Below are 18402 nucleotides of genomic sequence, written 5' to 3'. Positions count from 1 at the left end.
CACCGTGACCGACGGGCCCGACTTCTCCCTCGCGGACGTGGCCCGCGAGGGTCTGATCGAGCCGTCCGGGGCGGAGCCCGCCAGCCACGACGGCACCGGCCGGGTCGACCTCGCCTTCACGATCCACAGCCTGACCGAGGGCGGCGCCGAGGCGCCGCCGACGCAGCGCGGCGTACGTGTTCCTCCCGGGGTGACCGTCTTCGACGCCGCGTCGTGGAACGGCATCGCCATCGACTCGACCTGCGGCGGACACGGCACCTGCCACAAGTGCAAGATCCGGGTCGAGGGCGGCCAGGTGCCCATCACCCGGCACGACGTACGCACTTTCTCGAGCGAGCAGATCGCCGCCGGCTGGCGACTGGGCTGCCTCGTGCAGGCCACCCGCGACCTCACGGTCGAGGTGCCGCCGCTGACCACTCGGCCCAAGGCCGCGACCGTCGGCATCGGGCGCCAGGTGATCCTGCGGCCGGCGTTGCAGAAGCGGTACGTCGAGCTCGAGGAGGCCACGCTCGCCGACCAGCGCACCGACCTGGTCCGGCTGACCGACGCCATCGAGGACCTCGAGCTGACCGCCGACCTGCACGTGCTCCGCCGGCTGTCGACCGTGCTTCGCGAGGCCGACTTCAAGGTGACCGCGGTGATCGTCGACGAGGACCTGATCGACGTCGAGCCGGGCGACACGACCGCTGCTCGCTACGCGATCGCCTTCGACCTCGGCACCACCACCGTGGTGGGGACGCTGCTCGACGTCGGCACCGGCACACCCCTCGCGGTCACGTCGATGCTCAACAAGCAGCAGCCGTTCGGTGGCGACGTGATCAGCCGCATCAGCGCGACGATGATGGACAAGGACACGCTCGGCCGGCTCCAGCAGGCGGCCGGTGCGACGCTGGCCGAGCTGGCGGGCCAGGTCTGCCGCGAGGCGGGTATCGACCCGGCCCAGGTCTACGAGGTGGCGATCGCCGGCAACGCCACGATGACCGCGCTGGCGCTGGGGATCGACCCCGAACCACTCGGTGTCGCACCGTTCGTGATGTCGTCCGCCCAGCCGCCGTCGGTGCTCGCGTCCGAGCTCGGCCTGACCCTGCACCCGCGAGCGCGCGCCTTCTTCTTCCCGGCGCTCGGCGCGTACGTCGGCGGCGACATCGTGGCCGGGATGCTGGCAACCGGCATGGACCGCGACAAGCGGACCCGGCTCTTCATCGACGTCGGCACCAACTGCGAGATCGTGCTCAGTGACGGCGACACCATCCTCTCCACCGCCGCCCCGGCCGGCCCGGCCTTCGAGGGCGGGGCCATCCGGTGCGGGATGCGCGCCGCCGACGGCGCCATCGAGGTGATCAAGCTCGACCCCAACGCGCTCGGGGAGGAGCCCGCCGTCACGCTCGGTGTGATCGGCGACGTCGAGCCCCGCGGGCTGTGCGGCTCCGGGCTGGTCGACGCGGTGGCCGAGCTGGTGCGCGTCGGGTTGCTCGACAGCTCGGGCCGGCTGGTGCCGGACGAGTCGGCCAAGGAGATCGCGCCCGCTCTCGCCGACCGGATGGCCAAGGTCGGCGAGGAACGCGTCTTCCTTCTGCACCGGCCCACCCCGCAGACCGAGCCGGCGGAGTGCGTCTACCTCTCGCAACGCGACGTACGCGAGCTCCAGTTCGCCAAGGCCGCGATCTCCACCGGCTGGACGCTGCTCCTCGAGCAGCTCGGCCTCGAGCACCGCGACATCCAGCAGGTGCTGCTCGCGGGTTCCTTCGGCAGCTATCTCTCCCCTGCCTCAGCGGTTCGGATCGGTCTCGTGCCCAAGCTCCCGGTCCTGCGGATCGTCGCCGCAGGCAACGTCGCTGGCGAGGGCGCGAAGATGGCCCTCCTGTCGGTGCGTGAGCGCGCCGGCGCCCAGGCGCTGCTGGAGGAGGTGGCCTATGTCGAGCTCTCCGACCGCCCCGACTTCAACGACAAGTTCGTCGAGCAGCTCTCGTTCTGACCGCACGGCCGTGATCGCGTGCGGGGCGATCGCCCAGCCCGTGGCCGCGATCGTTTCCCGCCGTGGCTGGCCCGTCGACGTGCACCCCTTGCCTCCACTGCTGCACAACCAGCCCGACCGGATCGCCGGCGAGGTGCGCCGGCTGGCGGACGAGCTCGCCGCGTCGTACTCCCAGGTGGTCATCGGCTACGCCGACTGCGGGACGTACGGCGCCCTCGACGAGGTCTGCGACGACCTCGGCCTGCGGCGGCTGCCCGGGCTGCACTGCTACGACGTGTACGCCGGTGCGTCACGGCTGGAAACGTTCTTCAGCGAGCAGCCGGGGACCTACCTGCTCACCGACTTCCTGGTGAGGTCGTTCGCCCGCACGGTGCTGCAGGAGCTCGGCCTCGACCGCTACCCCGACCTGCGCGACACCTACTTCACCCACTACACGCGCGTCGTGTGGCTGGCCCAGGAGCCCGACGACGAGCTTCTCTCGCTGGCGCAGCATGCCGCAGACCGGATCGGGCTGCCGCTGACTGTCGTCGAGACCGGTGACCGGGGCCTCGAGAAGGCACTCGCGGACCTGCTGCTCCCCGCCGTTTCGCTCGGGTAGTCCAGTCACAACTTGTCGTTCCGGAGCCCGAGAACGACCAGAAGTGACTGGACTATCGACGGAGCCGGTCCAGCAGGTCGGTCCGCCAGGCCTCGGTCTCGGCGATCTGGTTGAACGTGAAGACGTGCAGCCCCTCGACCAGCGAGCCGGGCTCGCCGAGGGCCGGCGCGCACTTCTCGAGGAACCGCTCGCCGGTGAACCCACCCGGCGACGCCAACCGGGCCAAGGTGCCCCGGTGCTTGACCAGGAACCGGGTGGACTCGCCGACCCCGATCCGGCCCGCCATCGCGACCAGCTTGGTCCGGTCCACCGGGCCGGGCATGCCAAGCAGCAGTGGCGTGGCGACCCCCCGGGCTCGCAGCCGGTGCAGCCAGTCGCGGACCACCGCGGGGTCGAAGGTCAGATTGCTGACGATGTGGGTGGCGTAGCGGCGCTTGTCCCACATCGACTGCACGGTCAGGTCGTCGGCGATCTTCGGGTGCGTCTCCGGGTAGCCGGTGATCCCTACGTGCGCGAACGGCCTCCCGAGCGCGGCGAGGTCCTCCAGCACGCCGAGTGCGTCCTGGTAGTCACCGGCCGGCTCGGCATCGCCGCCGGGCACGAACACGCGCGTGATGCCCTTGCCCGTGAGCCGGTCCGCGATCTCGCCCAGCTCCGTCCGGCCGCTGATCATCCGGGCCGCGAGGTGGGGTACGACGGCATAGCCGTGCCCGGTCAGCCGCTCGGCCAGGTCGAGCGTGGCCTCGAGGCCCTTGCCCGGAGAGGCCGTCACGGTGATCGTCCGCTCGCGCGGCAGGTGCTCCAGCACCTTGTCCTCGGTCGACGCGGTGGGCAGCACTTCGTACCGGGCGTTCCCGAGCAGACGGATCATCGTCTCGGCGGATCGTTTGTTGCGCATTAAGCAACTCGTTTCGTGATACGCATCAGGCCACCGCCAGCCTAATCGCTGGAACGCCTCCGGTACAGGGCTGGCCGGACATGCCGAAGGGCGGCCACCCCGATGGGGTGACCGCCCTGCGGTGCCGCATGAGCGGCGAACCTGTGAAGGCTCTTGGCTAGCTGATCGTCACTTGACGGTGACGGTGGCGCCGGCGGCCTCGAGGGCCTCCTTCGCCTTCTGAGCAGCGGCCTTGTCGACCTTCTCGAGGATCTCCTTCGGAGCCGACTCAACGAGGTCCTTGGCCTCCTTCAGACCGAGCGAAGTGAGGGCGCGCACCTCCTTGATGACGTTGATCTTCTTGTCGCCAGCGGCTTCGAGGATCACGTCGAACTCGTCCTGCTCGGCGGCGGCTTCGCCACCAGCAGCGCCACCGGCGGCCGGGGCAGCGGCGACGGCAACGGGAGCAGCGGCGGTCACGCCGAAGGTCTCCTCGAACTGCTTCACGAACTCGGAGAGCTCGATGAGGGTCATCTCCTTGAACGCGTCGAGGAGCTCGTCAGTGCTGAGCTTCGCCATGATGGCGTTTCCTTCCATTCGGTGGCCGGTCCGCGGATGCGGGCCGGCCGGGTTTCAGGTGGTGGTCAGACGTGACCGGTCGGGTGACCGGTCAGGCGTCGGTGGACTCGGCAGCCTCGTCGGTCGCCTCCGCGGCGGGGGCAGCATCCTCGGTGGGAGCGGCCTCCTCTGCGGGAGCGGCCTCGTCGAGCGCCGGGGCCTCCTCGGCAGCGGGTTCTGCCGGCGTACCGGCACCACCTGCGAGGGATTCAGAGGAGTCCTGCCCAGATTCTTCGGCACGCTTCGCCTGCAGGGCGCCGGCGAGCCGGGCAGCCTGCGAGAGCGGGGCGTTGAGCAGGTAGACGGCCTGGGAGAGCGACGCGAGCATGGCGCCCGCGAGCTTGCCCATGAGCACCTCACGCGACTCGAGGTCGGCCAGCTTGGCCACCTCTGCCGCGTCGAGAGCGTTGCCGTCCAGGACTCCACCCTTGATGACAAGGGCGGGGTTTGCCTTGGCGAAGTCACGCAGACCCTTGGCGGCCTCGACCACATCGCCACTGATGAAGGCGATAGCGGTGGGGCCGGTGAGCAGGTCATCGAAGCCGGAGATCCCCGCGTCCTTGGCGGCAATCTTGGCGAGCGTGTTCTTGACCACGGCGTAGCTGGCGTTCTCGCCGAGGGAGCGCCGCAGTTCCTGCAGCTGCTTCACGGTGAGACCGCGGTATTCGGTCAGCACAGCTCCGGCGGCACCGTTGAACGACTCAACGATCTCCGCAACGGCAGCAGTCTTGTCTGGCCGCGCCATGGGTCTCCTTCCGGACGGAGAGACCACCGCGCCGATGCCGTGAGAATGACGAACGCCCCGAGCACAGGCTCGAGGCGTGGACTTCACAGCAGGGCTGCGGGTCTTGCTCTCACCTGCGCAGGTCGTCCGCTTTCACGCGGAACCTTCGGTCTGACTGCATGCACAGTCTGACTACCGGCGGTCTCTGGTTTCGTCGAGAAGAGTACGCCGCGGCGAGGGGGGTGCCAAATCCACGCGTTCGGCAACGCTGCACTTTCTGCCGTGCTGAAATCAGGCAGTGGACCCGAAGCTGACCGCCCTGAGCGACGTACTCGAAAGAGTCGACGGACGCCTGCTCGACCCCGAGAACGCCGCGCACGTCTGGCCGACCGGGTTTCCGCTCCTCGACGAGGAGCTCGGCGGCGGTCTGAGGGAGGGCACGCTCAACCTGCTCGCCGGCGCCCAGGGCGAGGGCAAGACCACCTTCGCGCTGCAGGTCGCCCGCAGCTGCGCCGGCTCCGGACGCCCGGTCATCTTCTTGTCCTTCGAGCTCGAGGCCGAGTCCCTGCTCCAGAAGATCATCTCGTCCGAGGCAGCCGAGGCGTCGACCAGCTCGATGCCGCTCAGCGTCCGCCAGGTGCGCGCCGCCTTCGAGGGCTCCGACGGCGTCGCCGGTGGCCTCCCCGAGCGGCTGGGCGAGCACGCCGACGGCGTCGCTGCCCTGACGGCCGTCAGCGACTACGCCTCGCGGCTGCACATCCACCGCTCGACGACGACCCAGACGACCCTCGATGTGATCGCGGCGGCCGTGAAGGACGTGGTGGCCCTGCACGGCGTACCGCCCCTCGTGGTGGTCGACTACCTCCAGAAGGTGCGCGCCCCCGAGCACCTCACCGAGGAGGAGCAGGTCACCCACGTGACCGAGCGGCTGAAGGACCTCAGCATCGAGTTCGAGTGCCCCGTGATCGCGATCTCAGCGTCCGACCGGGCCGGCCTCGAGCCGGGCACGCGGATGCGGGCTCGCAACATGCGCGGCTCCACGTCCCTGGCCTACGAGGCCGACGTCGTACTCATCTTGAGCAACAAGGCAGATGTGGTCGCCCGCCACCACCTCGTGTACGGCGCCAACAACGGTGAGCACTTCAAGGGCTGGTCCGTCGTGACCGTCGAGAAGAACCGGTCCGGTCGCACCGGCGGTGAGGTGGAGTTCCGCAAGCACTTCGAGTGCGGCCGCTTCGTGCCCGAGGGCCAGGTCGTGGCCGAGAAGCTCGTCGACGAGCGGGTCTTCACCGAGTAGTTCGCAAGACTGCGACCCGGAACACACGTAACGCGGGGGCAGCGACAGGCATGCACTGGTGATGGGTACTACTCGGGCGCAGGAGCGCCGGCTGGTCGAGCGCGCGCGAGCGGGCGACCCCGACGCGTGGGAAGAGGTCTACCGCGGGGTCTACCCACGGTTGTTCACCTACGCCCGCCGGCGGCTGGCCACCGAGGAACAGGCAGACGAAGCGGTGAGCGAGACGATGACCCGGGCGATGGACAAGATCGACAGCTACTCCCCCACCGGGGTGGGCATCGACGGCTGGCTGTTCGGCATCGCACGCAACGTCGTCCTGGAGGCCTACCGCGCGTCGACCCGGCAGACGCCGGCTGACCCGGCCGTCCTCGACGAGATGCAGCACGGCGAGGCGCCCGACCCGGTGCACGCCGTGCTGGCCGCGGAGGAACAGTCCCAGCTGGCGTTCGCCTTCTCCCGGCTCTCGGCCGCCGACCAGGAAGTGCTGGAGCTGCGGGTCGTCGCCGGGCTCGACGCCGAGCAGGTGGCCGTGCTCACCGACCGCAAGGCGGGCGCCGTACGGACCGCACAGTCGCGGGCGCTCGCGCGCCTTCGTACCGAGTTCGAGGGGCTGATGGCATGACGGACGACACCCGCCGTCCGGGGCCCGACTGGGACGACGAGGACGAGGTCCTCGCGGCCCTGGGAGACAGCATGGGACACGATCCTGACCGCACCCCCCCGCCCGACCGCGTTGCTGCCCTGCGCGCGGCTGCGGAGCGGATGTACGACCCGGCGGACGACGAGACGGTGGTGCCGATGCGGGGCCCCGTCCGCCGCCTGCTCCTCACCGGCGGCATCGCCGCAGGCATTGCAGGCATCGCCGGCTACGCCACCCGCAGCCTGGTCGACGAGGAGTCCGCAGAGCCGGAGGGGCCTGTGGTCGAGGCCATCTCCTTCACCGGACCCGCTTCGGTCACGACCAAGGCCGGGCTGATCAACCACACCTGGGGCACCGAGCTGCTGCTCGACGTCGAAGGGCTGGAGGCTGCCCGGAGCTTCGACGTGGTCTACCTGACTGCCCAGGGTGACGAGGTGCCGGCGGGTTCGCTGCTGGCGGTCGACGGCGTGCTGATGGTGTGCCGGTTCAATGCCGCCACGCTGCGCCGCGACGTACGCCAGATCGTCGTACGACGTGCGGGCGATGCGCTGCTGACCGCGGAGCTGCCGACCGTGGAGGCCTGAGGCCTCACCGCAATGGCGAAGGCCCGGCCACCGCGAGGTGACCGGGCCCTTGCCTTTGCCTTTGCGTCAGGCCTGAGGAGCGTCGTCCTCGCCCGCAACGTTCTTGGTGCGGTTGGGGTCGACCTGGACGCCGGGGCCCATGGTGGTCGAGACGGTGACCTTCTTGATGTAGCGGCCCTTGGAGCTGACCGGCTTGAGACGGAGCACCTCTTCGAGGGCCGTGGCGTAGTTCTCGGCGAGCTGGACCTCGGAGAACGAGGCCTTGCCGATGATGAAGTGCAGGTTGGCGTGCCGGTCGACGCGGAACTCGATCTTGCCGCCCTTGATGTCGGAGACGGCCTTCGCGACGTCGGGCGTCACGGTGCCGGTCTTCGGGTTCGGCATCAGGCTGCGCGGGCCGAGCACGCGGCCGAGGCGACCGACCTTGCCCATCATGTCGGGGGTCGCGACGACGGCGTCGAAGTCGAGCCAGCCGCCGTTGACCTTCTCGATCAGCTCGTCGCCACCGACGAAGTCGGCGCCGGCCTCACGGGCAGCGTCGGCCTTCTCGGCGTTCGCGAACACGAGGACGCGTGCGGTCTTGCCGGTGCCGTGCGGGAGGATGACGGTGCCGCGGACCATCTGGTCGGCCTTGCGCGGGTCCACGCCGAGGCGCATGACGACGTCGACGCTCTCATCGAACTTCTTCTTGCTGCCGCCCTTGGCGAACTTGATCGCGGACAGCGGGGAGTAGAGCTCGTCCTGGTCGAACTGCTCTGCCGCTGCGCGGTAGGTCTTGCTGCGCTGCATGGTGTTCTTCTCTCTACGAAGGTGTGGTCAGGTGAGCCAGCGCGGCTCTGCCACAGGTGTGTCGCGGGTATGCGAGGGAGATCAGTTGGTGGTGACGCCCATGGAGCGGGCGGTCCCCTCGACGATCTTCATCGCGGCATCGATGTCGTTGGCGTTGAGGTCGGGCAGCTTGGTGGCGGCGATCTCGCGCACCTGCTCCTTGGTCAGCTTGCCGACCTTCTCGGTGTGCGGCGTGCCCGAGCCCTTCTTCAGACCGGCGGCCTTCTTGATGAGCTCCGCGGCCGGCGGGGTCTTGGTGATGAACGTGAAGGAACGGTCCTCGTAGATGGTGATCTCGACGGGGATGACGTTGCCACGCATCGACTCGGTCTGCGCGTTGTAGGCCTTGCAGAAGTCCATGATGTTCACGCCGTGGGGACCGAGTGCGGTACCCACCGGCGGAGCCGGAGTTGCTGCGCCAGCCTGCAGCTGCACCTTGACGAGGGCAGCGATCTTCTTCTTCTTGGGAGGCATCTCTCTAATTTCTCTCTTTCGTGGTCATGACGGAGGGGGTTCCTCCTGCCACTTCTTCTACTGGGTCTTGCTTGGTGCGGGTGTTGCTGGTCCTCTTACTGGGTTTCGAGACGTGTCGACCTCAAAGCCCAGTTGACCGGCCGGAGCAAGCCCGTCCGCTCAGACCTTTTGAATCTGGTTGAAGCTCAGCTCGACCGGGGTCTCCCGGCCGAAGATCTCGACGAGGGCCTTGACCCTCTGGGACTCCGCGTTGATCTCGGTGATCGTGGCGTGGAGCGTGGCGAACGGGCCGTCGACGACCATCACCGAGTCGGAGACGTCGAAGTCGGCGACCTCGACCGGCTTGCGCGACGCGGCGGTGGAGCCGGCCGGGCTGCCGGATGCGGCCTCTGCGGCTGCCTCCGCGTCCGCGACCGCGGCCGGGGCGAGCATGTCCTCGACCTCGCTCATCGACAGCGGCACCGGGTGGTGGCTGTGACCGACGAAGCCGGTGACGGACGGCGTGTGACGCACGGCCGACCAGGACTCGTCGGTGAGGTCCATCCGGACCAGGACGTAGCCGGGCAGGACGGTGCGGGTGACCATCTTGCGCTGGCCGTTCTTGATCTCGGCGACCTCTTCGGTCGGGACGACGATCTCGTGGATGTAGTCGACCATGTCGAGGGCCTGGATGCGGTTCTCGAGGTTCTGCTTCACCCGCTTCTCCATGCCGGAGTAGGTGTGTACGACGAACCACTCGCCCGGCTTGGCCCACAGCTCGCGACGGAAGGCCTCGAGCGGGCCGTCGTCCTCGGTGGCCTCGGCGTCGTCGGCGTCCTCGGCGTCGTCGTCCTCGGTGGCCTCGTCAGACGCCTCGTCGGTGGGCTCGGTGTCGGTGCTCTCGGCCTCGACGTCCGCGCTCTCGGTGTCCGTGCTCTCGGCCTCGGTCGCCTCGGCGGCCGTCGGCTCCTCGTCGGTCTGCTCGGTGATCTCGGCAGGCTCGACGCCTGCGTCAACGATCTCCTCGACCGGCTCGTTCTGCTCCGACACGTGTTGCTCCGTCATTGGTTGACTCTCGACCTGACTATCGACTGGATGGCTCTGGGCTGGGTTCACTAGTTGCCGGCGAACAGCGCGAAGATCAACTTGCCGAACGCCAGGTCGAGGACCGAGACGAGCGACATCATCACGACCACGAACACCATGACCACGATGAAGTACGTGATCAGCTGTTCCTGGGTCGGCCAGACGACCTTGCGGAGCTCAGCGACCACCTGGCGGTAGAAGGTGGCCGGGCTCGTGCGCTCGGCGTCCTTGCCACCACGTGGCTTGGGGACTGCGCTGCTCTCCGACACGTTTCCGACCTCTCAGGTTGATGCGTTGACCAATCCACTGCAGGGCACGAGGGACTTGAACCCCCAACCTTCGGTTTTGGAGACCGATGCTCTACCAGTTGAGCTAGTGCCCTCCGATGACTCTCCCGGCCTCGAGCACCCGAATCTCCACAAGGAAGAGGGCAGCGCGAAGCATTGGGGGGAAACCACCGAGGAGGACTCTACCGGGGGGCTGGAGGAGAGTCGAACCGGCGTGGTCGGGCCGGGCGCCGCCGGCCGCACCCTCCTAGGATGGTCGGCATGAGCCAGACGCCCTCCAGCCCCGCCAACCCCCGCGACCGTCGCGTCTCCGCGCGCATCGGCGCGATCGCCGAGTCAGCGACGCTCAAGGTGGACGCGAAGGCGAAGGCGCTCAAGGCCGAGGGCCGCCCGGTCATCGGCTTCGGCGCCGGCGAGCCCGACTTCCCGACCCCCGGCTACGTCGTCGAAGCTGCCGTCGACGCGTGCCGCGACCCCAAGAACCACCGCTACACCCCGGCCGGCGGGCTGCCCGAGCTCAAGAAGGCGATCGTCGAGAAGACGCTGCGCGACAGCGGCTACGCCGTCGAGCCGGCTCAGGTGCTGGTCACCAACGGCGGCAAGCAGGCCATCTACGCGGCGTTCGCGGCGATGATCGACCCCGGTGACGAGGTGATCGTCCCCGCGCCGTACTGGACGACGTACCCCGAGGCGATCCAGCTGGCCGGCGGCGTACCGGTCGAGGTGCTCGCCGACGAGACGCAGGACTACAAGGTCACCGTCGACCAGCTCGAGGCGGCGCGCACCGACAAGAGCAAGGTGCTGCTGTTCGTGTCGCCGTCGAACCCGACCGGCGCCGTCTACACCTCCGACGAGATCAGGGCCATCGGCCAGTGGGTCGAGGACCACAACCTCTGGGTGCTGACCGACGAAATCTACGAGCACCTCGTGTACGACGGCGCCGACACCGGCTCGATGCCCGTGCTGTGCCCGTTCCTGGCCGACAACTGCGTGGTCGTCAACGGTGTCGCCAAGACCTACGCGATGACCGGCTGGCGGGTCGGCTGGATGATCGGCCCGAAGGACCTCGTCAAGGCCGCGACCAACCTCCAGTCGCACGCCACCTCGAACGTCTCCAACGTCTCCCAGCGGGCGGCCCTCGCCGCGGTGTCGGGTGACCTCTCGGCGGTCGAGGAGATGAAGACCGCCTTCGACCGGCGCCGGCACACGATCGTGTCGATGCTCAACGAGATCGACGGCGTCGTCTGCCCGATGCCCGGCGGCGCGTTCTACGCCTACCCGCAGGTCAAGGGTCTGCTCGGCAAGGAGTACGCCGGCAAGCAGGTCGAGACCTCGGCCGAGCTGGCTGAATACATCCTCGACACGGCCGAGGTGGCGGTGGTGCCGGGTGAGGCGTTCGGGTCGCCCGGCTACCTGCGGCTGTCCTACGCCCTCGGTGATGACGACCTGGTCGAAGGCGTGAGCCGGCTCCAGAAGCTGTTCGCCTGAGCTGGTGCGCGACGTACGCACGCTGCCGAAGGCGCACCTGCACCTGCACTTCACCGGCTCGATGCGGCACGCGACCCTGCTCGAGCTGGCCGAGCGCGACGGCATCCACCTGCCCGAGTCACTCGTGGAGGACTGGCCGCCGCTGCTGTCGGCGGCCGACGAGAAGGGCTGGTTCCGCTTCCAGCGGCTCTACGACGTGGCCCGGTCGGTGCTGCGCACCGAGGACGACGTACGCCGGCTGGTCCGGGAGGCCGCCGAGGACGACGTCCTCGACGGGGGCCGGTGGCTGGAGATCCAGGTCGACCCGAGTGGGTACGCCGCGAAGTTCGGCGGCATCACGGCGTTCACCGACCTCGTGCTCGACGCCGTCGACGAGGCCTCGCGGGCGACCGGGCTCGGGATGGCCGTGGTCATCGCCGCCAACCGCACCCGGCATCCGCTCGACGCCCGGATCCTGGCCCGGCTGGCGGCGCAGTACGCCGGCCGGGGCGTGGTCGGGTTCGGCCTCTCCAACGACGAGCGCCGGGGCCGCACCTCGGAGTTCGCCGGCGCCTTCAGGATCGCCGAGCGGGCCGGGCTCCTGCTCGCGCCCCACGGTGGCGAGCTGCTCGGCCCCGACCACATCGCGGTGTGCCTCGACCAGCTGCACGCGGGCCGGCTGGGCCACGGCGTACGCGCCGCCGAGGACCCCGACCTGCTGATGCGCATCGTCGACAGCGGGGTCGCGCTCGAGGTCTGCCCGGTGTCGAACGTGGCGCTCGGGGTCTACTCCGACCTGACGTCGGTGCCGCTGCCCGAGCTGCTCGCCGCCGGTGCCACCGTCGCGCTGGGTGCCGACGACCCGTTGCTGTTCGGCTCCCGGCTGGCCGGGCAGTACGCCACGATGCGCGCCGCCCACGGACTCAGCGACGGGCAGCTGGCCGAGCTCGCCCGGATGTCGTTCCAGGCCTCGTGCGCGCCCGAGGACGTCGTAGGCGATGCCTTGGCCGACATCGGGACATGGCTGGACTCTCCTGAGAGGATGGGCGCGTGACGCCACCTGATGAGCCCAAGAACCTGCCCGAGGACTACCTCCGGCAGAACCAGGACGCGGGCCAGCCGGCACAGCCCACGCCGCAACCGAACCCCTACGAGCAGACCTCGCCGTACCCGCAGCCGGGCACCTACGGTCAGCCCGCCCCGGGGCAGCCGGGCTACGGGCAGCCGGGCTACGGGCAGCAGGGCTACGGGCAGCAGGGCTACGGTCAGCAGCCCTACGGACAGCCCGGTTACGCGTACGGCGGCGGCGTCGCCGGCCAGCCGCACCCCTCCTCGACGACCGCCCTGGTGCTCGGCATCATCGGGCTCGCCGGCATCATGTTCTGCGGCGGCATCACCCTGGTGCTCTCGCCCTTCGCCTGGGCGATGGGCCGCAAGGCGGTCCGCGAGATCGACGCCAGTCCCGGCACCTACTCCGGCCGCGACAAGGCCAAGGGCGGCCAGATCATGGGCATCATCGGCACCGTGCTGCTGGTGCTGGGCCTGGTCGCGCTGACCGTGCTGATCGTCAGCCTGGCGACATGGTCCGACTCGTCGTTCGACCAGGGCCCCGTCTCCCCGAGCGACCCCTCCTCGTTCAACGAGAACTTCTAGGTCCCGACGGTTCGAGTCGTCCGGGACGGCGTATCCGTCACCACCTAGAGCGTCAGCCCGACCAGCACCGGCTCGTTGACGAGCCGCACACCGAACCGCAACTCGACCCCGTCGCGGACCTCGCGGGCCAGGGCGATGAGCTCGTCGGCGGAGGCGCCGCCGCGGTTGGTCAGCGCCAGCGTGTGCTTGGTCGACAGGCTCACCCGGCCGGCGGCATGGCCCTTTCCGAATCCGGCGTGCTCGATCAGCCAGGCGGCACTCGACTTGACGGTGCCGTCGGGCTGGGGCCATCTCGGCGCGTCATCGGGCAGTCCGACCGCCTGCTCTGTGGAGAGGAACGGGTTGGTGAAGAACGACCCGGCGCTCCAGGTGTCGTGGTCGGCAGCGTCGAGGACCATGCCCTTGCCGGCGCGCAGCGCGAGTACGGCGGAGCGGACGTCGGCGAGCGGCACCCGCTGCCCGGCCTCGACACCGAGCGACCTGGCCAGTTCGGCGTACCCCACGGGAGCACCGAGGTCGCCGCGCGGGAGCTGGTAGGTCACCTCGAGCACGACGTGGCGGCCGGGGTCGGCCTTGAAGCGGCTGTGCCGGTAGCCGAAGCCGCAGTCTGTGGCGGCGAAGCTGCGGTGACAGCGGTCGAGGCGGTCGAAGGTGCGCACGCGAGCAATGGTCTGGGAGACCTCCTGGCCGTAGGCGCCGACGTTCTGGATCGGGGTGGCGCCCACCGAGCCGGGGATGCCGCTGAGGGTCTCGATGCCGGTCCAGCCGCGGTCGACGGCGATGGCGACCAGGTCGTCCCACCTCTCACCCGCCGCGACGACGACGTCGACTCCCCCGCAGGCCACCTCTCCCGGGTCGTTGTCGTCGACACCGCGAGTCGCGACCTGCACGACCCGGCCGTCGAACCCGGCGTCGCTGACGACCAGGTTGCTGCCGCCGCCGAGCACCAGCACCGGGATGCCGGCTTCGTCTGCCGAGGCGACGGCCTCGACGAGCGTGGCCTCGTCGAGTGCCACGACGTAGTCGGCGGCAGGACCGCCGAGCCGCAGGGTCGTGTGGTCCCGCAGCAGTACAGACGGCTCAGGCACGCACTACTGCCTTCGGCATGCCGAGGACCCTCTCGCCTCCGCACGTCACGGTCAGGGTGACCGAGGTGAGCCCGTCGGTCTCGCCAGTGACGACGCCGGCGACCTCCAGGTCGACTCCGTCGCCCTCGGGTACGACGACGGGCTGGGTGAACTTGCAGCCGAAGCTGACGACCTCGGCACCCGGGAACCACTCCTGGACCGCGCGGGCAGCCAGCGCCATGGTGTACATGCCGTGCGCGATGACGCCGGGCAGACCGACCTGGCGGGCGACGTCGTCGTCCTGGTGGATCGGGTTCTGGTCGCCGCTGGCGTTGGCGTAGCCGACCAGGTCGGCCCGGGTGATGGTGAAGGTCTGGGTGGCGAGGTCGCTCATGAGTCGGCTCCTCGGTGGACCAGCGTCGCGCTCGTCGTGCAGACGAGCGCGCCGTCGGCGTCGGTGACCTCGGAGGTGGTGCCGATGATGTCGGCGCCGGCGATCTGGCGCAACGTGCTGACGGTGAGCGTCGCGGTGAGCACGTCGCCGGGGCGGATCGCCCGCTCGTAGGCGAACTTCTGCTCGCCATGGATGATCCGGTGCAGCTCGATCTGCTCGGCCTCGAAGAAGGCGTTCATCGCGTCGAACGCGAGCACGATCGGGTACGTCGCGGGCGCGGGGCCGCCGGCGTACTCACCGCCGGTCGAGGCGACGAACGCGGCGACGCCCTCTCCGGTAACCGCGAAGGCGGGCGTGGGCGGGAAGCTGCGCCCGACAAGGGACTGGTCGACAGGCATGGACCGACCCTAGTACGCCGGTCAGGGCTGGTAGGGAGGGGCGACACCCCAGCCCCAGCGTGGCACCGGCGCCTGCTCGACGGGCTCGGCGCCGGGCTGCGAGTTGGACAACGCCAGACGCGTGCCCCACTCGACGTAGCCGACGAACGCGGCGCGGAACTCCGGGTCGTCGGGCAGGCCGGCGTCGTCGGCCGCCAGGGACATCGTGGTGGCGAAGCGGAGCCGCTGATCGAGCCTGATGGCGAGCCCACGGTGGTGGTCGAGCATCCGGCCGTAGCCGCCCAGCTCGTCGGTGTAGCCGGCCCGGCCGCCGAACACCTCGATCCACCATGTCGTGACGTGCGACCGGTGCTCCTGCGAGACACCCCCCGGGAAGAGCGGTGAGAGCAGGTCGTCGTGCTCGACTCGGTCGTAGAAGGCGTCGACCAGGCGCCCGAACGCGTCGTCGCCCCCGGCCCAGGCGTGGAGGCTAGGCGGCTCGCTCATCTGATGATGGTAGACGACACAGGGCGGTCACCCCGTCGGGGTGACCGCCCTGTGGCGGTGTCTGAGGGCGCTGGTGTCAGCGGGTCTCGCGGTGCGCGGTGTGTGTGCGGCAGCGCGGGCAGAACTTCTTCATCTCCATGCGGTCGGGGTCGTTCCGACGGTTCTTCTTGGTGATGTAGTTGCGCTCCTTGCAGTCCACGCACGCGAGCGTGATCTTGGGGCGAACGTCAGAGCTCTTGCTGGCCACGGGCTGTCCTTCGTCGAATACGGGTGAAGCTGTGCGCCGGGGATCCGGCTGGGTGCTGCGTCGGTCTGAGTAGCGGGGGCGGGACTCGAACCCGCGACACCACGATTATGAGCCGTGTGCTCTAACCACCTGAGCTACCCCGCCACCGGTTCGGGGCGCCTCACCGAGTATGTCACCCGATGAGACCCCAACCCAGAGCCCCTTTACGGAATCGAACCGTAGACCTTCTCCTTACCATGGAGACGCTCTACCGACTGAGCTAAAGGGGCAACGACCGAGAAGAATACACAGGCTCAACGGAGAGAAGAAATCGCCTTCCCAGGCGGTGGCGAGCGCGTCGCGATCAGCCCTGGATCCGGGCGAACCGACGTGCTTCCTCGAGCTCGTGGGCCAGCCCCAGAAGCAGTGCCTCGCGGCCCTGTCCGGGGCGCTGAATCATGCCCTGCGGGAGGCTCGCGGCCGTGGTCTGGAGGCAGCGAGATGGCCGGCCCGCCGGCGGCGTTCTGCAGCGGCGTGAAGGCCACCCAGTTGCGAGCTTCAGCCTGCGTAGGTGCCCCGGCGGTGACAGCCGACGAGGTGGTGGTCGATGATGCCGACTGCCTCCATCAGCGCGAACATCGTGGTCGGACCGACGAACGCGAAGCCCTGCTTCTTCAACCCCTTCGACAGCGCCACCGACTCGGGTGAGGTGGTCGTCATCTCCTCGGTGGTCGTGGGCGCCGGGGCCGCGTCGGGCGCGAAGGACTCGACGTACGCCGCGAGTCCACCGCTCTCGCGCAGCGCCACCGTGGCCTTGGCGTTGGTGATCGCGGCGGCGACCTTGAGGCGGTTGCGCACGATGCGCGGGTCGGCCATCAGCCGGGCCTGGTTGGCGTCGTCGTACGTCGCGACGACGTCGGCGTCGAAGCCGGCGAACACCTCGCGGAAGGCGTCGCGCTTACGCAGGATCGTCAGCCAGGACAGGCCGGACTGGAAGGCCTCGAGGGTGAGGCGTTCGAGGTAGGCGGCCTCGCCGGAGATGCGCAGCCCCCACTCGGCGTCGTGGTAGTCGCGACTCACGTCATCACCCGTGGCCCACGGGCAGCGAGTCAGGCCGTCCTCGCCCACGATCGGTCCGCTCATCCGGTCAACCTATCCGTTGAGTTGCGCCTCCCGCACCGTTGAGTTGCGCCTCCCGCACCGTTGAGTTGCGCCTCCCGCACCGTTGAGTTGCGCCTCCCGCACCGTTGAGTTGCGCCTGCCTCACCGTCGAAATCGCCTCATGCACCACGGAGGCGCAACTGAAGGGGTACGGGGGCGCGACTCAACGGGAGCGGAGACGGGCATTGGGCAGCGGCGGCGCGGGGATCGGCGGCATCTCGCTGACGACACCGAAGCGGCCGTCGACGATCCCGGAGCCGGCGATCTGGGCCTGCCACTCGTCGCGGAAGCCGACGATCTCCTCGTGCGTGCGGCCGACGAAGTTCCACCACATGACGATGGACTCGCCGAACGGCGGACCGCCGAGCACCACCACGCGCGCGTCGTCGTGGGCGGTCAGTGCGAGCGTGTCGCGGCCCGGCGCGACGTACGCCAGGTCGCCGGCCTTGACGTCCTGCTCTTCCACACCGACAACGCCGTGGTCGACGAGCACGCCGTGCTCGAAGCTTGCATCGACGTCGAATTCGAGGCGGGTGCCGGCAGCGAGGGTGAGCTCGGCGCCGAGCAGTGGTGTGTACGTCGTCATGGGCGAGGTGTGCCCGAGCAACGAGCCGAGGAACACGCGACCGGTCCAGCCGTCGGCGCCGATCTCCGGCGGGGCGTGATGAGCGAACCGCGGTCCGACGTCGCGGGCCTCGTCGGGCAGCGCCACCCAGAGCTGGACGCCGTGCAGCTCATGCGTGTCGGGCGTAGAGACCTCGGAGTGGCTGATGCCCTGGCCGGCCGTCATCAGGTTGACCTCGCCGGGCCGCACTATGCCCCGGTTGCCGGCGCTGTCGCGGTGCTCGATCTCGCCGGCGAACAGCCAGCTCACGGTCTGCAGCCCGGTGTGCGGGTGTGGAGCGACGCTCATGCCACCGGTGTCGGCGGCCGGGTCTGGTCCGTAGTGGTCGACGAAGCACCAGGCCCCGATCAGCGAGCGCTGACGCGACGGCAGCGTGCGTCGTACGTGCATGGTGCGCGGCCCACCGAGCGGCACCTCACGCGGGGCCAGCACCTCCACCCCACAGTCGGTGTCACCCGTCTCGGCCAGGATCTCGGCAGGGTCGCGCTCGGGGTTGGTCACGCGGTTGCCGACTGTTCGTCATAGCCCTGCTGGGCGCGCGCGACCTCAGCCATGTGCGCCTCGGCCCACTCCTTCATGTGGTGGATCGGCGTGAGCAGGGACTCGCCGAGCTCCGAGAGCGCGTAGTCGACGCGCACCGGCACCGAGGCCGTGACGGTGCGCGTGACCAGGCCGTCGCGCTCGAGTGTGCGCAGAGTCTGCGTGAGCATCTTCTGACTGACACCGGCGAGGTGCCGGGCCAGCTCGGAGAACCGGCGGGGACCGTCCGCGAGTGCGCAGATCACCAGGGTGACCCACTTGTCGGAGATCCGGTCGAGCAGCTTGCGGCTCGGACACTCGGCCAGGTAGGCGTCGAACGCCTCCCGCTCGAGCTGACGACGCTGGGCCGCGGACCTGGTGGGCATCGTGGACCTCCCTTGCTCTCATCGGGGTGCCTACCCCACTTCGCAGTGCCTAC

General features: G+C 69.5%; 23 protein-coding genes and 3 tRNA genes. 8 read left to right on the top strand and 18 right to left on the bottom strand.

Going from position 1 to position 18402, the window contains the following annotated elements; all coding sequences use genetic code 11:
- The first annotated feature begins 4 nt into the window (after positions 1 to 4).
- The gene (locus H4Q84_RS17060) at positions 5 to 1975 is read left to right on the top strand and encodes an ASKHA domain-containing protein (RefSeq protein ID WP_248580274.1); all 1971 of its coding nucleotides are present in this window, start codon (positions 5 to 7) and stop codon (positions 1973 to 1975) included.
- 10 nt (positions 1976 to 1985) lie between these two features.
- Positions 1986 to 2573, top strand: a complete 588-nt coding sequence (locus H4Q84_RS17055) for a DUF1638 domain-containing protein (protein ID WP_248580273.1) — start codon at positions 1986 to 1988, stop codon at positions 2571 to 2573.
- Between the two features lie 52 nt (positions 2574 to 2625).
- Here H4Q84_RS17055 and H4Q84_RS17050 read toward each other — a convergent pair whose 3' ends face one another.
- From H4Q84_RS17050 to rplJ, 3 genes are all read right to left on the bottom strand, one after another.
- Entirely contained in the window at positions 2626 to 3471 is an 846-nt protein-coding gene (locus H4Q84_RS17050) for a methylenetetrahydrofolate reductase (RefSeq protein WP_248580272.1), read from the bottom strand.
- A 168-nt stretch (positions 3472 to 3639) separates the two neighbouring features.
- A complete protein-coding gene (rplL, locus tag H4Q84_RS17045; RefSeq protein ID WP_248580271.1) occupies positions 3640 to 4029 on the bottom strand; it encodes a 50S ribosomal protein L7/L12 in 390 nt (129 codons plus the stop codon).
- A 91-nt stretch (positions 4030 to 4120) separates the two neighbouring features.
- A complete protein-coding gene (gene rplJ, locus H4Q84_RS17040; protein WP_248580270.1) occupies positions 4121 to 4813 on the bottom strand; it encodes a 50S ribosomal protein L10 in 693 nt (230 codons plus the stop codon).
- Positions 4814 to 5090: 277 nt separating this feature from the next.
- Here rplJ and H4Q84_RS17035 point away from each other — a divergent pair, with 277 nt between their 5' ends.
- The 3 genes from H4Q84_RS17035 to H4Q84_RS17025 all read left to right on the top strand — a co-directional run bounded on the left by H4Q84_RS17035 (position 5091) and on the right by H4Q84_RS17025 (position 7313).
- On the top strand, positions 5091 to 6089 hold the full coding sequence (locus H4Q84_RS17035) for a DnaB-like helicase C-terminal domain-containing protein (protein WP_248580269.1): 999 nt from the start codon (positions 5091 to 5093) through the stop codon (positions 6087 to 6089).
- Positions 6090 to 6150: 61 nt separating this feature from the next.
- The gene (locus H4Q84_RS17030; RefSeq protein ID WP_248580268.1) at positions 6151 to 6711 is read left to right on the top strand and encodes a sigma-70 family RNA polymerase sigma factor; all 561 of its coding nucleotides are present in this window, start codon (positions 6151 to 6153) and stop codon (positions 6709 to 6711) included.
- Positions 6708 to 7313, top strand: a complete 606-nt coding sequence (locus H4Q84_RS17025) for a hypothetical protein (RefSeq protein ID WP_248580267.1) — start codon at positions 6708 to 6710, stop codon at positions 7311 to 7313. The genes H4Q84_RS17030 and H4Q84_RS17025 overlap by 4 nt, the downstream gene beginning before the upstream one ends.
- 66 nt (positions 7314 to 7379) lie before the next feature.
- On the opposite strand, the gene rplA is transcribed toward H4Q84_RS17025, so the two are convergent.
- The 5 genes from rplA to H4Q84_RS17000 form a co-directional block, all read right to left on the bottom strand.
- On the bottom strand, positions 7380 to 8102 hold the full coding sequence (gene rplA, locus H4Q84_RS17020) for a 50S ribosomal protein L1 (protein WP_248580266.1): 723 nt from the start codon (positions 8100 to 8102) through the stop codon (positions 7380 to 7382).
- Positions 8103 to 8183: 81 nt separating this feature from the next.
- Entirely contained in the window at positions 8184 to 8615 is a 432-nt protein-coding gene (gene rplK, locus H4Q84_RS17015; protein ID WP_248580265.1) for a 50S ribosomal protein L11, read from the bottom strand.
- Positions 8616 to 8774: 159 nt separating this feature from the next.
- The gene (gene nusG / locus H4Q84_RS17010; RefSeq protein WP_248580264.1) at positions 8775 to 9659 is read right to left on the bottom strand and encodes a transcription termination/antitermination protein NusG; all 885 of its coding nucleotides are present in this window, start codon (positions 9657 to 9659) and stop codon (positions 8775 to 8777) included.
- 50 nt (positions 9660 to 9709) lie between these two features.
- Positions 9710 to 9949 carry a preprotein translocase subunit SecE gene (gene secE, locus H4Q84_RS17005; RefSeq protein ID WP_248580263.1) on the bottom strand — a complete coding sequence of 80 codons (240 nt, stop codon included), beginning with the start codon at positions 9947 to 9949 and terminating at the stop codon, positions 9710 to 9712.
- Positions 9950 to 9989: 40 nt separating this feature from the next.
- Positions 9990 to 10062: transfer RNA gene (locus H4Q84_RS17000), tRNA-Trp, on the bottom strand.
- Positions 10063 to 10228: 166 nt separating this feature from the next.
- Between H4Q84_RS17000 and H4Q84_RS16995 the strand changes: the two genes are divergently transcribed.
- From H4Q84_RS16995 to H4Q84_RS16985, 3 genes are read left to right on the top strand one after another with little or no spacing between them, the layout of a single operon-like run.
- Positions 10229 to 11455 carry a pyridoxal phosphate-dependent aminotransferase gene (locus H4Q84_RS16995; protein WP_248580262.1) on the top strand — a complete coding sequence of 409 codons (1227 nt, stop codon included), beginning with the start codon at positions 10229 to 10231 and terminating at the stop codon, positions 11453 to 11455.
- Between the two features lie 4 nt (positions 11456 to 11459).
- Entirely contained in the window at positions 11460 to 12488 is a 1029-nt protein-coding gene (locus H4Q84_RS16990) for an adenosine deaminase (RefSeq protein ID WP_248580261.1), read from the top strand.
- Positions 12485 to 13087 (top strand): DUF4190 domain-containing protein, encoded by a 603-nt coding sequence (locus H4Q84_RS16985; protein ID WP_248580260.1) that lies wholly within the window; start codon positions 12485 to 12487, stop codon positions 13085 to 13087. Before H4Q84_RS16990 ends, H4Q84_RS16985 begins: the two co-directional genes overlap by 4 nt.
- A 44-nt stretch (positions 13088 to 13131) precedes the next feature.
- Here H4Q84_RS16985 and H4Q84_RS16980 read toward each other — a convergent pair whose 3' ends face one another.
- The 10 genes from H4Q84_RS16980 to H4Q84_RS16935 form a co-directional block, all read right to left on the bottom strand.
- Positions 13132 to 14175 carry a UDP-N-acetylmuramate dehydrogenase gene (locus H4Q84_RS16980; protein ID WP_248580259.1) on the bottom strand — a complete coding sequence of 348 codons (1044 nt, stop codon included), beginning with the start codon at positions 14173 to 14175 and terminating at the stop codon, positions 13132 to 13134.
- Positions 14168 to 14548 (bottom strand): MaoC/PaaZ C-terminal domain-containing protein, encoded by a 381-nt coding sequence (locus tag H4Q84_RS16975; RefSeq protein WP_248580258.1) that lies wholly within the window; start codon positions 14546 to 14548, stop codon positions 14168 to 14170. Before H4Q84_RS16975 ends, H4Q84_RS16980 begins: the two co-directional genes overlap by 8 nt.
- Positions 14545 to 14946, bottom strand: a complete 402-nt coding sequence (locus tag H4Q84_RS16970) for a MaoC family dehydratase N-terminal domain-containing protein (RefSeq protein WP_248580257.1) — start codon at positions 14944 to 14946, stop codon at positions 14545 to 14547. The genes H4Q84_RS16975 and H4Q84_RS16970 overlap by 4 nt, the downstream gene beginning before the upstream one ends.
- Before the next feature lie 21 nt (positions 14947 to 14967).
- Positions 14968 to 15432 (bottom strand): group II truncated hemoglobin, encoded by a 465-nt coding sequence (locus H4Q84_RS16965; RefSeq protein ID WP_248580256.1) that lies wholly within the window; start codon positions 15430 to 15432, stop codon positions 14968 to 14970.
- Positions 15433 to 15508: 76 nt separating this feature from the next.
- Positions 15509 to 15679 carry a 50S ribosomal protein L33 gene (gene rpmG / locus H4Q84_RS16960; protein WP_056682466.1) on the bottom strand — a complete coding sequence of 57 codons (171 nt, stop codon included), beginning with the start codon at positions 15677 to 15679 and terminating at the stop codon, positions 15509 to 15511.
- Between the two features lie 70 nt (positions 15680 to 15749).
- Positions 15750 to 15823, bottom strand: a tRNA-Met gene (locus H4Q84_RS16955).
- Positions 15824 to 15875: 52 nt separating this feature from the next.
- Positions 15876 to 15948, bottom strand: a tRNA-Thr gene (locus tag H4Q84_RS16950).
- Positions 15949 to 16216: 268 nt separating this feature from the next.
- The gene (locus H4Q84_RS16945; RefSeq protein ID WP_248580255.1) at positions 16217 to 16801 is read right to left on the bottom strand and encodes a DNA-3-methyladenine glycosylase I; all 585 of its coding nucleotides are present in this window, start codon (positions 16799 to 16801) and stop codon (positions 16217 to 16219) included.
- A 181-nt stretch (positions 16802 to 16982) separates the two neighbouring features.
- Entirely contained in the window at positions 16983 to 17945 is a 963-nt protein-coding gene (locus H4Q84_RS16940; RefSeq protein ID WP_248580254.1) for a pirin family protein, read from the bottom strand.
- Positions 17942 to 18349 (bottom strand): helix-turn-helix domain-containing protein, encoded by a 408-nt coding sequence (locus H4Q84_RS16935; RefSeq protein ID WP_248580253.1) that lies wholly within the window; start codon positions 18347 to 18349, stop codon positions 17942 to 17944. Before H4Q84_RS16935 ends, H4Q84_RS16940 begins: the two co-directional genes overlap by 4 nt.
- Positions 18350 to 18402: the final 53 nt, after the last annotated feature.

The sequence above is a fragment of the Nocardioides sp. InS609-2 genome, assembly GCF_023208195.1.
GTDB lineage: Bacteria > Actinomycetota > Actinomycetes > Propionibacteriales > Nocardioidaceae > Nocardioides.
Note: the sequence above shows the minus strand (reverse complement) of the source record. Positions and strands in the feature narration are given on the sequence as shown.

Excerpts from the sequence above, each read along its gene's own strand:
- rplJ (WP_248580270.1), bottom strand. The coding sequence starts at position 4,813 with ATGGCGCGGCCAGACAAGACTGCTGCCGTTGCGGAGATCGTTGAGTCG.
- rplL (WP_248580271.1), bottom strand. The coding sequence starts at position 4,029 with ATGGCGAAGCTCAGCACTGACGAGCTCCTCGACGCGTTCAAGGAGATG.
- H4Q84_RS16970 (WP_248580257.1), bottom strand. The coding sequence starts at position 14,946 with ATGCCTGTCGACCAGTCCCTTGTCGGGCGCAGCTTCCCGCCCACGCCC.
- H4Q84_RS17050 (WP_248580272.1), bottom strand. The coding sequence starts at position 3,471 with ATGCGCAACAAACGATCCGCCGAGACGATGATCCGTCTGCTCGGGAAC.
- nusG (WP_248580264.1), bottom strand. The coding sequence starts at position 9,659 with ATGACGGAGCAACACGTGTCGGAGCAGAACGAGCCGGTCGAGGAGATC.
- H4Q84_RS16995 (WP_248580262.1), top strand. The coding sequence starts at position 10,229 with ATGAGCCAGACGCCCTCCAGCCCCGCCAACCCCCGCGACCGTCGCGTC.
- rplK (WP_248580265.1), bottom strand. The coding sequence starts at position 8,615 with ATGCCTCCCAAGAAGAAGAAGATCGCTGCCCTCGTCAAGGTGCAGCTG.
- H4Q84_RS16965 (WP_248580256.1), bottom strand. The coding sequence starts at position 15,432 with ATGAGCGAGCCGCCTAGCCTCCACGCCTGGGCCGGGGGCGACGACGCG.
- H4Q84_RS17025 (WP_248580267.1), top strand. The coding sequence starts at position 6,708 with ATGACGGACGACACCCGCCGTCCGGGGCCCGACTGGGACGACGAGGAC.
- rplA (WP_248580266.1), bottom strand. The coding sequence starts at position 8,102 with ATGCAGCGCAGCAAGACCTACCGCGCAGCGGCAGAGCAGTTCGACCAG.
- H4Q84_RS16975 (WP_248580258.1), bottom strand. The coding sequence starts at position 14,548 with ATGAGCGACCTCGCCACCCAGACCTTCACCATCACCCGGGCCGACCTG.
- H4Q84_RS16945 (WP_248580255.1), bottom strand. The coding sequence starts at position 16,801 with ATGAGCGGACCGATCGTGGGCGAGGACGGCCTGACTCGCTGCCCGTGG.
- H4Q84_RS16935 (WP_248580253.1), bottom strand. The coding sequence starts at position 18,349 with ATGCCCACCAGGTCCGCGGCCCAGCGTCGTCAGCTCGAGCGGGAGGCG.
- H4Q84_RS17030 (WP_248580268.1), top strand. The coding sequence starts at position 6,151 with ATGGGTACTACTCGGGCGCAGGAGCGCCGGCTGGTCGAGCGCGCGCGA.